The organism is Pseudomonas sp. Tav-5-1A, assembly GCF_055755055.1.
Map to the genome: position 1 here is coordinate 3986985 of NZ_CM146901.1, position 15219 is coordinate 4002203.

At 68.2% G+C, this 15219-nt stretch carries 10 protein-coding genes; 5 read left to right on the forward strand and 5 right to left on the reverse strand.

Going from position 1 to position 15219, the window contains the following annotated elements; translation table 11 throughout:
• The first annotated feature begins 130 nt into the window (after nt 1–130).
• Nucleotides 131–1138 (forward strand): Fe2+-enterobactin ABC transporter substrate-binding protein, encoded by a 1008-nt coding sequence (fepB, locus tag AC0J42_RS18075; protein WP_473002810.1) that lies wholly within the window; start codon nt 131–133, stop codon nt 1136–1138.
• Here fepB and entS read toward each other — a convergent pair.
• Complete coding sequence (gene entS, locus AC0J42_RS18080; protein ID WP_473002812.1) at nt 1114–2349, reverse strand: enterobactin transporter EntS; 1236 nt, start codon at nt 2347–2349, stop codon at nt 1114–1116. The genes fepB and entS overlap by 25 nt on opposite strands.
• A gap of 161 nt (nt 2350–2510) precedes the next feature.
• On the opposite strand from entS, the gene fepD reads away from it, so the two are divergent.
• From fepD to AC0J42_RS18095, 3 genes are read left to right on the forward strand one after another with little or no spacing between them, the layout of a single operon-like run.
• On the forward strand, nt 2511–3497 hold the full coding sequence (fepD, locus tag AC0J42_RS18085; protein WP_473002814.1) for a Fe(3+)-siderophore ABC transporter permease: 987 nt from the start codon (nt 2511–2513) through the stop codon (nt 3495–3497).
• Nucleotides 3497–4492, forward strand: coding sequence for an iron-enterobactin ABC transporter permease (gene fepG, locus AC0J42_RS18090; protein ID WP_473002816.1), 996 nt, complete (start codon nt 3497–3499; stop codon nt 4490–4492). The genes fepD and fepG overlap by 1 nt, the downstream gene beginning before the upstream one ends.
• Nucleotides 4489–5286: an ATP-binding cassette domain-containing protein gene (locus tag AC0J42_RS18095; RefSeq protein WP_473002818.1), complete on the forward strand. Its 798-nt coding sequence runs from the start codon at nt 4489–4491 to the stop codon at nt 5284–5286. The genes fepG and AC0J42_RS18095 overlap by 4 nt, the downstream gene beginning before the upstream one ends.
• Before the next feature lie 314 nt (nt 5287–5600).
• Here AC0J42_RS18095 and AC0J42_RS18100 read toward each other — a convergent pair whose 3' ends face one another.
• The 4 genes from AC0J42_RS18100 to AC0J42_RS18115 are packed head-to-tail and all read right to left on the reverse strand — an operon-like array spanning nt 5601 to nt 13273.
• On the reverse strand, nt 5601–9566 hold the full coding sequence (locus AC0J42_RS18100; RefSeq protein ID WP_473002820.1) for an amino acid adenylation domain-containing protein: 3966 nt from the start codon (nt 9564–9566) through the stop codon (nt 5601–5603).
• A gap of 13 nt (nt 9567–9579) precedes the next feature.
• Complete coding sequence (locus AC0J42_RS18105; RefSeq protein ID WP_416424939.1) at nt 9580–9804, reverse strand: MbtH family protein; 225 nt, start codon at nt 9802–9804, stop codon at nt 9580–9582.
• Between the two features lie 34 nt (nt 9805–9838).
• On the reverse strand, nt 9839–11077 hold the full coding sequence (gene fes / locus AC0J42_RS18110) for an enterochelin esterase (RefSeq protein ID WP_473002822.1): 1239 nt from the start codon (nt 11075–11077) through the stop codon (nt 9839–9841).
• Between the two features lie 9 nt (nt 11078–11086).
• Nucleotides 11087–13273 (reverse strand): TonB-dependent siderophore receptor, encoded by a 2187-nt coding sequence (locus AC0J42_RS18115; RefSeq protein WP_416424941.1) that lies wholly within the window; start codon nt 13271–13273, stop codon nt 11087–11089.
• Nucleotides 13274–14019: 746 nt separating this feature from the next.
• Between AC0J42_RS18115 and AC0J42_RS18120 the strand changes: the two genes are divergently transcribed.
• Entirely contained in the window at nt 14020–15195 is a 1176-nt protein-coding gene (locus AC0J42_RS18120) for an AcvB/VirJ family lysyl-phosphatidylglycerol hydrolase (RefSeq protein WP_473002824.1), read from the forward strand.
• The last annotated feature ends 24 nt before the right edge of the window (nt 15196–15219 follow it).

Genomic DNA, 15219 nt, shown 5'->3' on the forward strand with positions numbered 1-15219 from the left:
TCCGGGCCCGGACGCCGCCCGGCGGCAGCTGCTACGGGGCGTGTATCGGCGGCGATACGTGCTTGTGGTTGCAGGCACACACCTCATTGATAAAAATGAGATTTATTCTCCACCAGGGACGCCTATCTTCATGCCCATCCGATTCCCCCGCCCTTCCCTGCGCGCCGGCCTGTGCCTGCTGGCCGCCTGCCTGCCGCTGCTGGCCGGCAGCGCCTACGCCGACGCCGGCTGGCCGCGCACCATTAACGGCGAGCACGGCAGCGTGGTGCTCAACCACGCGCCCACGCGCATCGTATCCACCAGCGTGACCCTCACCGGCGCGCTGCTGGCCATCGACGCGCCGGTGATCGCCAGCGGCGCCACCACGCCCAACAACCGCGTCGCCGACGACCAGGGCTACCTGCGCCAATGGGGCGCGGTGGCCAAGGCGCGCAACGTGCAGCGCCTGTACATCGGCGAAGCCAACGCCGAAGCAGTGGCGGCCCAGGCCCCGGACCTGATTTTGATCAGCGCCACCGGCGGCGATTCGGCCATTGCCCTGTACGACCAACTCTCGGCCATCGCCCCGACCCTGGTGGTGAACTACGACGATAAAAGCTGGCAGCAGCTGGAAACCCTGTTGGGCGAGGCCACCGGCCATGAAGCCCAGTCCGGCCAGTTGATCGAAGCCTTCGCCGAGCGCCAGGCGCAGCTGCGCAACAGCCTCAAGCTGCCGCCGCAGCCGGTGTCGGCGTTCGTCTACAACCCAGCCGCGCGCCAGGCCAACATCTGGACCGCCGCCTCGCCCCAGGGCCAATTGTTGGCGCAGCTGGGCTTCGAACTGGCCGAGCCGTCGCCGGCCCTGGCCAACAGCCAGAACATGGGCAAGCGCAAGGACATCATCCAGGCCGGCGGCGAGCACATGGCCGACGCGCTCACTGGCCAGAGCTTCCTGATGTTCGCCGCGGAACCGGCGGACACCAAGGCCATCCTCGGCAACACGCTGCTGGCGCACCTGCCGGCCATCGATAGCCAGCGCGTGTACGCCCTGGGCGCCGACACCTTCCGCCTCGACTACTACAGCGCCAACCACCTGCTCGACCGCCTGCAGGCGCAGTTCGGCACGCCCGGCGCTCAGGCCGCCACGGCGTCGAACTGAACCCGGCGCAGCTGGCGCATGCCCAGCGCCAGCACCAGCCCCACCGCCATCGCCGCCAGGCCGAACGCCAGGGCGGCGTTGGCCGGTAGCAGCCACGAGCCCAAGCCACCCAGCAACGCCGCGCCCAGGGCGTCACCACTGACGTTCTGCGCGGTCCACAGGCCGTTGACCCGGCCCAGCAGGTGGTCCGGGGTCTGCGCCTGGATCAGCGCGTACTGCAGCAGCGCGTTCACCGCACTCAAATAACCAAAACCGGCCAGGCACAGCAGCGCCAGCCAGAACGACGGCGCCACGCTGAACCCGGCGATGGCGGCAAACGCCAGCAGCGCCGTGGCCAGCATGCGCTTGCCCGGGCGCGGCGTGGCCGCCAGGCGGCCGCTGGTGATGGCACCGATGGCCGCGCCCAGCGGCGTGGCCGCGTACATCAGGCCCAGGTGCGCGGGGTCCAGCTGCCAGGCCAGGCCCAGCGCCGGGTACAGCACGCGCACGGCGCTGGCCAGGGTCAGCAAGGCGCCAATCAGCGCCACGGTGCCCACCACGCGGTTTTCGAACAGGAAGCCGATGCCGGTGGCCAGCGCCTTCAGCGGGTGCTCGCGCGGCACCGGCGGTGGCGGCAACGCCGGCAGGCGCAGCAACAGCAGCACCGTAATCAACGTGCCGAACGCCGCCAGGCCATAGTTCCAGGCCACGCCCCCGGCGCTGATCAACAGCCCGCCCAGCAAGGGCGAGAGAATCGAGCCGATGCGCACGGTGAGCATGCTGATGGCCCCCGCCTGCACCATGTGCTCGCGGCCCACCAGCGCCGGCGTCGCCGCCAGCAAGGCGGTGACGCCAATGGCGCCGAAGAAGCCGTCCCACAGCGATAGCGCATAAATAGCCAGCAGCGACGGCTGCGCCAGGCACGCATTCAGGCACAGGCCGACAAAGGCGATGCCGCAGGTGGAACGCGCCAGCAGAATCAGCCGGCGTCGCTCATAACGGTCGGCCAGCACGCCGCCGAACATCAGGCCGACGAACATGCCGGTGCCGGCCAGTGTCACGGCCAGGCCAACCTGCAGGGGGGAATGGGTGAGGGCCTGGATCTGCACCGGCATGGCAATCGCCAGCAGGCCCAGGGAGATCAGTGACAGCAGGCGGGCAAGGAACACTGCGCGGAACGCAGGGTGGCTGCGCAGCAGGCTGAGGTTGAGAAAAATCGACGGTCTGGCCATGAAACTCCCTTGTATCGACAGGCCTGTATCGATAGGCGAACTACCTATCAAGCGGGCCACATGATAGCATTCGCCAATCAGTCGTATAAACGAATGCTTCGTATTTGTATCGATACATTAAGGCGATTCACGATGTTCGCACCGCTCCGGCAGGGCCGCCCATGAGAGCTTCCCTGCGCCTGCCCCTCACCGCCCTGGCGCTGCTGGGCGCCGTGCTGGCCAGCCTCCAGGTGGGCGCCCACCTGGCCCCGCTGTCACAGGTACTGGACGCCCTGACCGGCGCCTGCACCAGCGTCGATTGCGTGGTCATCACCGACGCACGCCTGCCGCGCACCCTGGCCGGGCTGCTGGCGGGCGCGGCGCTGGGGGTGGCCGGGGCGCTGATGCAGACCCTGACCCGCAACCCCCTGGCCGACCCCGGCATCCTGGGTATCAACGCCGGCGCCAGTTTCGCCCTAGTGGTGGGCATGGCCTGGCTGGGCGTCAACGGCCCGGACCAGTACGTGGTGTGCGCGGTCATCGGCGCGCTGCTGGCCAACCTGCTGGTGACCCTCAGCGGCTTCACCGGCGGTGGCCGCGTGAGCCCCATGCGCCTGACGCTGATGGGCGTGGCGCTGACCGCGGTGCTGGAAGGCATCGGCTCAGGCATCACCCTGCTCAACCCGCTGGTGTTCGACCAGATCCGCTACTGGCAGGCCGGCTCCCTGGACGTACGCAACCTTGAGCTGATCAAGGCCGCCGCCCTGCCCATCGGCACCGGCGTGCTGCTGGCGCTGGGCCTGAGCCGCGCGCTGGACAGCCTGGGCATGGGCCTGGACATGGCCGCTGCCCTTGGCACCCGGGTGCTGCGCACGCAACTGCTGGGGCTGCTGGCGATCACCCTGCTGTGCGGCGCGGCCACGGCGATGGTCGGCCCCATCGCCTTCGTCGGCCTGATGATGCCGCACCTGGCGCGCTGGCTGGCCGGGCCCGAGCATGGCCGGCAGCTGCCGTTCACCCTGCTGCTGACGCCCACTGTGTTGCTGCTGGCCGACACCCTGGGCCGGCTGATCACCGCTGGCGAGCTGCGGGTGTCGGTGATGACCGCCTTTATCGGCGCGCCGGTGCTGATCTGGCTGGCGCGCCGCCAGCGCCTGGGGGCCAACTGATGAGCCGCTTGCACAGCAGACGCCCGCTGTTCACCGCCACTGCCCTCGCCCTGCTGTGCCTGGCCTTGGCCGCCTGGGCGCTGGCCAGCGGCAGCCTGGCGCTGAACCTGGGCCAGGTGCTGGACGCCCTGCGCGGCCAAGGCGCGCCGGGTACGCAACTGATCGTGCTGCAATGGCGCCTGCCGCGGGTGGTGGCGGCGCTGGTGCTGGGCGCGGCGCTGGCGGTCAGCGGCGCGATCTTCCAGTCGCTGATGCGCAACCCGCTGGGCAGCCCCGACATCATGGGTTTCAACACCGGCGCCTACAGCGGCGTGCTGGTGGCCCTGGTGCTGTTTCACGGCAACACCCTGGGCAGCGCCTCGGCGGCGCTGATTGGTGGCCTGCTGACTGCCGTGGTGGTCTACCGCCTGGCCTGGCGCAACGGCATCAGCACCTTGCGGCTGATCATTATTGCCCTGGGCGTGCGCGCCATGCTGGTGTCGTTCAACACCTGGGTCGTGGTCAACGGCTCGCTGGAGGCCACGCTGTCGGCGGGCCTGTGGAACGCCGGCACGCTCAATGGAATCACCTGGGCCAAGACCGTGCCGGCGTTGCTGTGCATCGCCATGGCGCTGGCCGGCAGCCTGGTGCTGAGCCAGCGCATGCGCCTGCTGGAAATGGGCGATGACACCGCCAACGCCCTGGGCGTGCCGGTGGAGCGCTCGCGCCTGCTGCTGCTGTTGATGGGCGTGATACTCACCGCCGCCGCCACCGCCGTGGCCGGGCCTATTTCATTCCTGGCCCTGGCGGCGCCGCAGATTGCCCGGCGCCTGAGCCCCTCGCAACACCTGACTCTGCCGCTGGCGGCGCTAACCGGCGCGGCCTTGTTGCTGGCCGCCGACCTGGCCGCCCAGCGCCTGTTCCTGCCCTACCAACTGCACGTCGGGCTGATTACCGTCAGCCTCGGCGGGCTCTACCTGATTGGCCTTCTGATTCGGGAAACCCGCAAGCGATGACCGCCCTGCCCGCCCCTTCGCGCCTCTGGGCCGAGCAACTGACCCTGGGCTACGACGACAAGGTCGTGGCCCGCGACCTGTCCGTGCACATCCCCGACGGCGAACTGACCGTGATCATCGGCCCCAACGCCTGCGGCAAGTCGACCTTGCTGCGCACCTTGAGCCGCCTGCTGCAGCCGGCCGCCGGCCAGGTGTGGCTGGACGGCCAGGCCATCAGCCGCTACCCCACCAAGGAGGTGGCACGGCGCCTGAGCCTGCTGCCGCAAAGCTCCACCGCGCCCAGCGACATCCTGGTGCGCGACCTGGTGGCGCGTGGGCGCTACCCGCACCAGACCCTGTTCAACCGCTGGAGCGCCGCCGACGAAGCCGCGGTGCAAGGCGCCATGGCCGCCACCGGCGTCGCCGAGTTTGCCGAGAAAGCGGTGGACACCCTGTCCGGCGGCCAGCGCCAGCGCGTGTGGATCGCCATGGTGCTGGCCCAGCAGACGCCGCTGGTGCTGATGGACGAACCCACCACCTGGCTCGACATCACCCACCAGATCGACCTGCTGGAACTGCTGCGCGAGCTCAACCGCGACCAGGGGCACACGCTGGTGGTGGTGCTGCACGACCTGAACCACGCCTGCCGCTACGCCACGCACCTGATCGCCATGCGCGGGGGCAAGGTGCTCGCCAGCGGCAAGCCGGCCGACATCGTCACGCCCGAGTTGATCGAAGCGGTGTATGGATTGAAGTGCGTGATCATCGACGACCCGGTGGCGGGCACGCCGATGATCGTGCCGCTGGGGCGCTGATGGGTTAGGGGTGACCTCAAGGCGCATGTCAGGAGATTTTTAGCGCACATGAAATCGAGCGCCGCCCGCGCGGCGCATCGCGGGCAAGCCCGGCTCCTACATCTGTTTCTGGCCAGTCATGGCTTTAAGGTCACCTCGACCGCCTTCCTGCACCACCACAAATCCGCAGTGAACAAACAAGGCGTGCCAGGTGATTTCACAGACAAAATTGGCCCGAAACAAACGGTAGGAGCCGGGCTTGCCCGCGATGCGCCGCGCGGGCGGCGCTCGATCTCAAGACCGCTACAAAAACAAAGACAGGCACCTTCCCACCATCACAACCCCTTCAACGCCCGGTTGATCAACGGCCCCACCTGCGCCATCGAGGCCGGCGAGATGATGTCCACGTGCGCGCACGGCAGGCGGTGCACCTTGAGGCTACCCACGAACGGCCCCCAGGTCTGCTGCACGTCCATGCCTTCGGGCAGGGTTTTCTCGGCCACGAACAAGGTTGCCTCGCCGCTATAGGCCGAGCTGCGCGCCGTGGCCAGCAGGCGCACGGAGTCGGCGTAGTTGGCTTCGATGTCGTCGAACATGCCGCCACCGCCTGCCGCCATGGCCGCATCCTGCAGGCCCTGCTGGGCCGCCAGGAACAGCTCGCGCTCGCGGTTGACCTCGTCCAGCACCTCCTGCTTGAGCACGTTGCGGCCCTGGCGTTCGTCCCAGTTCTGGGTCTCCGGCGGGTAGGTGTCGAGCAGGCCCAGGAAGGCCACCTGCTCGCCCTCTGCCTGCAACCGCGCGGCCACGCCCTGGGCCAGGGTGCCGCCCAACGAATAGCCGGCAAAGTGGTACGGGCCGTGGGGCTGCAAGGCGCGCAGGGTGAGCAGGTGTGCGTCGCAGGCAGCGTCGAGGTTGGCGCAGCTGTGCAGCGGGCCATTGCCGCGCGGCGACTGGATACCCACCAGCGACCAGTGCGGGTCGATGTAGCGCTGCAGCACGCTGAACTGCCAGGCAAACCCCGAGGCCGGGTGGAAGCAGAACAGCGTCGGGCCGTTGCCCTGGCGCAGTGGCAGCACGCTCTCGAAACCGGCGCGGCGGGTTTCATCTTCGCTCTGCTCGCTGGCCAGCAGTTGGGCCAGGCGCTCCACGGTGGAGGCGATCATCACCTGCCCCACCGCCACCGGCCGCTGCAGTTCGCGGCGCAAGGTGGCGGCCAGGCTCATGGCCAACAAGGAGTGGCCGCCCAAGGCGAAGAAGTCGTCCTCGGCGTTGACGCCGTCGCGCTCCAGCACCCGGGCGAAAGCCTCGGCGATCTGCGTTTCCAGGCCTTCGGCCGGGGCGCGCCCGCAGGCCTTGGCGCTGGCCTGCGGCAACGGCAACGCCTTGCGGTCCAGCTTGCCGGTGGCGCCCAGCGGGAACTCATCCAACTGCACCAAGGCCACCGGCACCATGTGCGCCGGCAGGCGGTCCACCAGGGCCATGCGCAGGGCGACCAGGTCCAGCTCGCGGCTGCCCTGGGCGATCACATAGCCCACCAGTTGGCGCGCATCCCCACCGCCCACCTGGGCCTCGCCCAGCACCCGGGCGTGGGTCACGGCCTGCTCGACGCCCGGCAAGGCCAGCAGCGCGTGGTCGATTTCGCTCAGTTCGATGCGCTGGCCGCGAATCTTCAATTGGTCGTCGCTGCGGCCCAGGTATTCCACCGCGCCGTTGTCCAGCCAGCGCGCCACGTCGCCGGTGCGGTACATGCGCCCGCCGTTGCCGTAGGGGTCGGCGACGAAGCGGCTGGCGGTCAGGTCGGCGCGGCCCAGGTAGGCGTGGGCCAGCTGCACGCCGGTCAGGTACAGGTCGCCGGCAACGCCGGGCGGCACCATGCGCAGGCGCCGGTCGAGGATGCGCAGGCCGGTGTTCCACACCGGGAAACCGATGGGCACGCTGGCGCCCTGCACGCCGGCCAGGGCGTCACCGTGGGCCGGGTACCAGCTGACGTCGACGGCCGCTTCGGTGGGGCCGTAGAGGTTATGCAGCGGCACGCCAGTGCGGCGCTGCCACAATTGCGACAGATCGGTCGGTAGCGCTTCGCCGCTGCAGAACACCTGGCGCAGGCTGCGGCAATGCGCGATGGCGGCGTCGTCGCTCAAGGCACTGACGAACGCCGCGAGCATCGAGGGCACGAAGTGCGTGGTGGTCACGCCCTGCTCGCTGAACAGCCGCTGCAGCGCTTCCGGGTCACGGTGCGCCTCGGGCGGCGCCATGTGCAGGCGCGCGCCGGTGATCAGCGGCCAGAAGAACTCCCACACCGACACATCAAAGCTGCACGGGGTCTTCTGCAGCACCACGTCGGTGCTGCCCAGGGGGTACTGGTGCTGCATCCACAGCAGGCGGTTGACGATGGCCTGGTGGCCGACGATCACGCCCTTGGGCCGGCCGGTGGAGCCGGAGGTGTAGATGATGTAGGCGGCGTGCTCGGGCGTCGGCTGGGCGAACTGCAGCGGGCCGTGCGGGTCCAGCTGCAGCGGCGCTTCCAGCAGCAGCGCCGGGCAGCTGGCCACGCCGACGAAGCGCGCGGCCTGGGCGGTGTCGGTGATGATCAGGCGCGGCGCGGCGTCCTCCAGCATCAGCTGCAGGCGATCGTCGGGGTAGCCGGTGTCCAGCGGCAGGTAGGCGGCGCCCACCTCCAGGATCGCTATCAACGCCAGGGACAGGAACACCGAGCGTGGCAAGGCCACGGCGACGATATCGCCAGGCTCCACGCCCTGGGCCACCAGCCGTTGGGCCAGGGCCAGCACCTGTTCGCGCACCTGTTGATAGTCGAACTGATACTGGGCGTCCGACAGCGCCGGCGCGTCGGGCGTCAGCAGCGCCTGGGCGGCCATCAGACTGACCAGGGTGTCGTCGCTCAGCGGCTGCTCGGTGGCGTTGGCGCGGGCCAGCAGCGCCAGGTCCTGGATGTCCAGCAGGTTGGCGGCTTCGCAGCGCAGCTGCGGGTTGGCGCCGAACTGCGTCATCAACAGGCTCAGGCGGCGCAGGTGGCGGGCCAGGGTGGCGTCGTCGTAGCGCTCGGCGTTGGCCAGCAGCTCCAGCGACAGCTCGCCGCGCGGGGTGAGGAACAGCGCCACCTCCAGGTCGCGCACCGGGCCCGAGGCCAGGGTGTGGGTGACGCCGGCGATGCCGTCCAGGTCCAGGGCAAAGTCGAACAGCTTGAGGTTCTGCACCACGCCGTACAGCGGCTCGGCGTCGCCGATGCGGCCCAGGTCGCGCTGGATCTGTTCGGCGTCGTAGCGCTGGTGCTTGCGCAGGCGCTTGAGCTCGGCGGCGATGCTCTGCGCCAGCTCCGCCAGGGTGGCCTGGGGCTCGACCTTGACCTGCATGGGCAGCACGTTGATCACCGCGCCACTGGCGCTGGCGGCGGCCGAGCCCATGCGGCGCATGAAGATGAAACCGGCGGTGAAGGCGTCCTGGCCGCTGAGGCGCGACAGCCACAGGTTGACCAGCGCCAGGGCCATGTCGGCGCGGCTGATGGCGGCCGGCTGGTCGGCCATCAGGCGGTCGAAGGCCTGGGTGTCGAAGCTCAGGGTGTGGCGCAGCACGCGGCTGCTGGCGCTCTGGCCGCCCAGCGGCTGGCTCGACAAGGTGGCCGGCGGCGGCAGCTGCCGGCCTTTCTCCCGCCAGAACTGCGCGTCGCGCTCGCACGTCGCGCCCTGGCGGTAGGCCTGGTACTCGGCCACCACCTGGCTGAACGGGGTGAACGGCGTGGGGCCGGCGGCCTCGCCACGGCGCAGGGCGTTGTAGTGTTCGGCGATGCGCCGGGTAATGGCGGCGAAGCTGTAGCCGTCCACGGCCAGGTGGTGATAGCGCTGGTACCAGAACCAGCGGCCCTCGCCTACCTGCATCAGCCGGTTCACGCACTCAAGCCCACCGCTGGCCACGCGCAGGTCGCCCTGCAGGTCCTGGCGCATCCACGCCAGTGCGGCGGCCGCCGGGTCGGCCGCGCCGCGCAGGTCGGTGCAGGTGGGGCATGCCGGGGCGCGGCTGAAGTCGAACCACTGCAGCGGCTGGCCGTCGCGCTCGGCGACGTGCAGGTGCAGGGTGTCGACCTCGGCCAGGCCCGCCTCGATGGCTTGCAGCAGCAGGTCGCTGTCCAGCGCGCCGGCCAGTTCCACGTAGTGGGCCACGGCGTAGGCGTTGTGGTGCGGCGACAGTTGGTCGGCCATCCAGATGCCCGGCTGGGCAGCCACCAGGGGCATTTCGTGGCGGGTAGCGACCAGGGGGGTCACAGGTGCGGGGTTTGACAGGTTCATCCGTGACTCCGGTTCAGGAAGCGTTGGCGCCCAGGGCGCGGCGCAGGGAAGCGGGACGCAGGTCGCGCCAGTGCAGTTCCAGCCACTGCCCGCAGGCTTCGCGGCTGGCGGGGCCGTGGACGATGGTCCAGCCCGGTGGCACGGCGCAGAAGTCCGGCCACAGGCTGTGCTGGCCCTGGTCGTTGATCAGCACGTGACAGCCCTGTTGCGGGTCGTCGAAAGGGTTGAGTTGCTCCACGGAATGTTCCTTGTCGTGAGAGGGTCGCGGCGGTTCAACCCGCTGCGCAAAAGTCGGCCCACAGTGCCACCAGGCCATCGAGCAGGCCCTGGCGCCAGCACAGGGCATCGTGGCCGCCGTTGACCACGCGGTACTGCGGGGCAAGGCCGGCGTCACGCAGCGCTTGCACCATGCGTTGGTTGGCGCGGTGGATCACCGGTTCGCGCAGCCCGGCTTCGATAAACAGTTTCAGTGGCTGGCCGTGGCCAAGCCCGGCGTCGACGCGCTGGGGCAACTGCCGCGCAAGGTCATCGCGGGGCCACCAGAACGAGCCGGACTGGGCCAGCACGCAGCCAAAGCGCCGGGGCCACTGCAGGCCGGCGTACAGCGCCGCCAGGCCGCCGAAGCTCTGCCCGGCGACCACGGTGGTGGCGGGGTTCGGCGAGTGGGCCTGCCAGTTCATCACCTGCGGCAGCAATTCTTCCTGCAGGGCTTCCCAGAAGGCCGGGTTGCAGGCCAGTTCGGCGCTGCGGTGGGCGGTGTCGATGCTGTCGACGAACAGGTACACCGCACCCGGCAACGTGCCGTTGGCGGTCAGCGCCTGCAACGGCTCGGCCAAAGGCAGGCTGGCGGTCCAGAAGGCGCCGTCCAGCAGCACGGCCAGGGGCCGGCTGGGGTCCTGGGCGCGGCCGGTACTCAGCAGCCACACCCGGCGGCTGTTGCCCAGGCGCGGGCTGTGCCAGTGGTATTGCTGCAGGCTGGCGGCCGGCGCCTGGCCGGCGTCCACCGGAAGCCAGGCCGGGTGCGCGGGTGCCTGTGGCATGTGCAGGCCGGACACGCCCAGGCCGCGGCCGCCGATCCAGGGGCGCATGGGGTTCAGGGGGTCGTGCTGCGCGCGCGGGAACATGGCCCGCCACCAGGGGCGCAGCGCGTTCAAATCGGGCTTGCCGTGGGCGTCGACGGCGTCGAAATCGCGGTCGTCGTCGCAGGGCATGAAACTGTAGCTGCCGCGCCAGTTCGCGTCGATGCGCGTCTGCCAAAGCCAGATGTCGGTGCCGTCGATGCGCGCCAGGCTTTGCGGCGCGCATTGGCGGTGGTGGTCGGTGAGACCGGTGATGTTGATCCAGACGCGTCGGGTAGCCGACGTCGCGGCCGTGCCGCGGGGGTCACGCCAGACGAAGGTCACGGCGTGCTCCCCGGCCTGCGCCGGGCCGACCAGGGGGGTACCCTGCTCGGCCAGCGCCTGCCACCACGACTCGCTGCCCAGGTCCTTGCGTGCCAGGAGCTTGTCCATGGGGACCTCTTAGAACTCGTACCGGGCGCCGACGCTGAAGGCGCGGGACTGGCCGAGGAAGTTGAAGGTGGCCGCCGAGCCGACGCGCGAGTAGTAGTCGCGGTTCAGCAGGTTGGTACCGTCCAGGGTCGCGGTGAGTTTCTTGGTGATCGGGTAGGACAGCTTGGCATCCACGGTGGCGTAGCCAGGCGCGGCCACGGTGTAGGTGCTGGTGGTCATGTAGAAGTCGCTCATGGCGGTCACACCGCTGCCGATGGCCAGGCCTTCCAGTGGGCCGCTGGCGACGGTGTACTTGTTCCACAGCGAGGCGGAGTGCTTGGGCATGGTCTGGAAGGTGCTGACCGCGTCGCCGCTGAGCACCTGGGTGTCCATGTAGGTGTAGCCGGCCAGCACGTCCCAGTTGGGCAGCAGCTTGCCGCTGACTTCGAACTCGGCGCCGCGGATGCGGGTCTTGCCGGACGCTACGTCATAGGTCGCGGTCGGGTCATCCTCGGGGGTGGTCGCACGGTTCTTGTCGGTCAGCTGGAACACCGAGACGCGGGTGTTCAGGTCGCCGCCGAAGTAGCTGCCCTTGATACCAGCTTCATACTGCTCGCCGGTGCGCGGCTTGAGCACGTTGCCGGCCTGGTTGGTCTCGGTCTGCGGCTTGTACACCTGGGAGTAGCTGAAATACAGCGAGTTGTTGGCGTCCAGGTCGTACACCGCGCCGCCGTACGGGGTGACGTGGGCGCTGATGGTCTGGTCGTAGTCGGTCTGCGCGCCGGTCTTGAGGGTGGTGGTGTAGCCACTGCCCTTGTAGTAGCTCAGGCGCGCACCGCCGATCAGCGCCAGGTCGGCGATGGGGCGGAAGGTCAGCTTGGAGTACAGGCCGTATTCTTCGGACTGGGTGCCGACCTTGGTGGCGGTGCTGCTGGCGTAGATGTCGGTCGGCTTGGCGAACGACGTCGGGTCGTAGCTGTTGACGTTGATGGTGCCCAGGGTGCCGGCGGCGTTCTTGTAGTAGTTGTGGTAGTTCTTGTAGTCGGTGCCCACCACGAACTCGCTGACGTTGCCCATGGCCTCGAACGGCTGGCTGTAGCTGGCGTCCATGGACACGGTGTTCTCGGTGAACTCGCGGCCGGTGTAGCCTTCGGTGGCGGTGCCGGTGCTGGACACGCCGCTGCGGGTGAAGGCGTACAGGTAGTCGGCGTCGCGGTCCGAGGTGCGCAGGGCAACGCGGCCGTTGCCACCGTTGTCGAAGTGGTGGGTCAGCTCGGCAGTGAAGTCGGTGGTCTTGCCGTCGAAGTAGTTCCAGTCGGCGCCCAGGAACTTGGAGCGGCTGAAGTCCAGCAGGTTGCCCTTGGTGTCGGTCGGGTAGCCGTTGTTGGGCGTGATGTTCTTCACTTCGTGGTTCAGGCCGAACGACAGCTGGGTGGCGTCGTCGAGGTCAATGTCCAGGGCGCCGTAGTAGGTTTCGCTGTCGCTGGCGTTGTAGTCGACCATGCCGTTGCTGGCGTCACGCGAGGCGATGAAGCGGCCCCGCACGCGACCTTCGGAATCCAGTGGGCCAGAGACGTCGACCTGCTCGTGGTTGGTGTCGAAGGTGCCGTAGCTGGCCTCGACGCTGCCCTGGAAGTCGGCGGTGGGACGCTTGCGCACCATGTTGACGATGCCGCCCAGCTCGCTGGTGCTGCTGAACAGGCCGGCGGGGCCGCGCATCACTTCCACGCGGTCGTAGGCGACCAGCGACGGCACGGTGCCGAAGATGCTGGTCATGGGCGCCGGCAGGCCGTCGATCTGGTATTCGTCGTACTCGTAGCCGCGCGAGTAGATGGACGAGCGACCGCTGTCGTTGGTCAGCACGCGCAGGCCGGCGGTGTACTTGGCCAGGTCATCGAGGTGGACGAACTTGCGGTCCTTGATGTACTCGCTGGTGTAGGTGGAAATGGATTGCGGAATGTCCTTGAGCGGTGCCGGGGTCTTGGTGCCCACGGTGGCGCCCTGCACGGTGTAGCCGCCGGTCTGTTCGGACGGTGGCATGTCGTAGAGCTTGTTGCCCTCGATGGTCAGGGTGTCCAGCTCCAGCGGCGCGCTGGCCTGGGCCTGGGGCTGGGCAACGGTCTCGGCCAGGGCACTGAGCGGGAATGGCGCCAGCAGGCCAACCAGTACCAACCCATGGGTGCGTCGCAGGGCACCGCTACGTTTACTTCCGTTCATACCACTTCCTTTGCATGATCTGTTCGACAGATGTCTTTTTCCTGCGCCCCGGGCGCAGCCTTTGTGATGCCGCGTCATGCAGCCCTCAGGTACCCGCCCTGCCCCGCTTCGCCAGTGGCCCCCGCCACTTTTTCTGGGCAAACGTCTGCCGGCCAGGCTTTTGCAGGCGTGAGCGAGACGATTGGGCGAAGCGTCGGGGGCGGTTACCCGCGCCTGGTGAGGCGCTGTGAAACGAGGTGCGGCATGGTGCGGCGCGTTGATGGTAATAACTCTCAATAACAATCGCAAACGCAATTGGTAGTATTTCTTGATTGTTACATTGACGTAGATGGGTTACGCGGCGAGGCCGCGTGGTGCGCGGGGGGTGGTGGGTGCGTATCAGGACCAATACGGCCGGCCTGCCGTCACCTCGTGCGCAACCCGCTGATCGCGGCGGTTTCCGTAGCAGCGGCCACAGGCCGCGTCACCTGGCACACCGCGCAAGGCCCGGACGCCGCCTGCGGCAGCTGCTACAGGGGCGCGCGTAACGCGTTGATCGCGGCGTCTGGGGAGGGAAAAGGAAGCGTAGCTGCGGTCACAAGACGAGCCAGGGAATACCAAGCAAGCTAATGGCTTTTAGCCATTACCTGTGCCATCTTTGCCGCCCTCGAACCAACCGCGTCGAGGGTGATCACGCCTGCCCCATAACCCATATGCCTACCTGATAATAATTCCAGCAAAAAGCATTGCCCCGAGCATTTCGTACCATGAGCATTGGAATACTGTCGTCGCGCAAGAACAAATACCGAGCGATGATCAGCCTCACCCTCTTTATCGTCACGCTGGTCGCAACACCCATGATCCACACCCACTGCGTGGCGGAACGCAAGGCGCGCAGGGCGCTGCGCCCGCAGCTGTTGCCGGTCGTCACCCAACAGGACCTGGGGAACGCCGCTACGCTCACCCGCTTTGCGGCAAAAGGTGCGTCGAAGACGATCGTCATCGCCACGCCCACAGGCCTGGAGCTTGACGCAAAGGCATTGAGAAAGCTGAGCTTCGATGCCACCGCCAACATCGTCGAGCTGCACTTGCCCGTGGCTGGCGGCCAGGCCTCCAGGGCCGAATTTGCCCAGCAGCTGCAGCCGTTCGCGGCCGATACCAAGGTGGTCGTCGGCATCAACGAGCTGGGGGCGCTGGCGCAAGCCTGGCAGCCGCCCGCACAACAGGAAGGCGTGACCGCCATTGCCCTGGACGTCGATGGCACCACCGCTTCGGCGGCCACCCTCGACACCCTACGCAAGCTACTGGGCGTGGTGCAGGGCAAGGACTTCAAGCGCTTCCCATTGATCGAGCTGCCGGCACACACGCCAAGCGGCACCTTGGCCATCTTCTACTCGGGGGATGGGGGTTGGCGCGGGCTGGACAAATACGTCTCGGAGAAGTTTGGCGATAGCGGCATCTCGGTGGTGGGCGTCGACAGCCTGGAGTACTTCTGGGACACCAAGCCCGCCGAACTGGCGGCCACGGACCTGGCGGAAATCATGCAGCATTATCGCCAGGCCTGGGGCATCAAGCGTTTCGTGCTGATTGGTTATTCGTTTGGCGCCGATGTGATGCCGGCCCTGTATAACCGCCTGCCGGTTGCCGACCAGGAGGCCGTGGGCAACATTATCCTGCTGTCGCTGGCGCGCCAGACCAACTTTGAAATTCACATAGAAGGCATCATGGGCAAGGACGTCGGCCGATATGCCACCGGCCCTGAAATAGCCAAACTGCCCGCCGACAAGGTCACCTGCCTGTACGGCACGGACGAAAGCCGCAAGAGCGGCTGCACCGACACCAGTATCGTCGGCAATGTGATGGCGTTCGCCGGCAACCATCATTTCAACGACGATTACGAGACCGTCTCGGGGAAACTGCTGGGCGTTATCAACCGCCCCTGAACCGCGCTGCGACCGCTCCGTGGG

What these genes read in the sequence shown, in the direction of transcription:
- AC0J42_RS18095 (WP_473002818.1), top strand. Translation starts at nt 4,489, where the DNA reads ATGACCGCCCTGCCCGCCCCTTCGCGCCTCTGGGCCGAGCAACTGACC.
- fepD (WP_473002814.1), top strand. Translation starts at nt 2,511, where the DNA reads ATGAGAGCTTCCCTGCGCCTGCCCCTCACCGCCCTGGCGCTGCTGGGC.
- AC0J42_RS18115 (WP_416424941.1), bottom strand. Translation starts at nt 13,273, where the DNA reads ATGAACGGAAGTAAACGTAGCGGTGCCCTGCGACGCACCCATGGGTTG.
- AC0J42_RS18100 (WP_473002820.1), bottom strand. Translation starts at nt 9,566, where the DNA reads ATGAACCTGTCAAACCCCGCACCTGTGACCCCCCTGGTCGCTACCCGC.
- entS (WP_473002812.1), bottom strand. Translation starts at nt 2,349, where the DNA reads ATGGCCAGACCGTCGATTTTTCTCAACCTCAGCCTGCTGCGCAGCCAC.
- fepB (WP_473002810.1), top strand. Translation starts at nt 131, where the DNA reads ATGCCCATCCGATTCCCCCGCCCTTCCCTGCGCGCCGGCCTGTGCCTG.
- fes (WP_473002822.1), bottom strand. Translation starts at nt 11,077, where the DNA reads ATGGACAAGCTCCTGGCACGCAAGGACCTGGGCAGCGAGTCGTGGTGG.
- fepG (WP_473002816.1), top strand. Translation starts at nt 3,497, where the DNA reads ATGAGCCGCTTGCACAGCAGACGCCCGCTGTTCACCGCCACTGCCCTC.
- AC0J42_RS18120 (WP_473002824.1), top strand. Translation starts at nt 14,020, where the DNA reads ATGAGCATTGGAATACTGTCGTCGCGCAAGAACAAATACCGAGCGATG.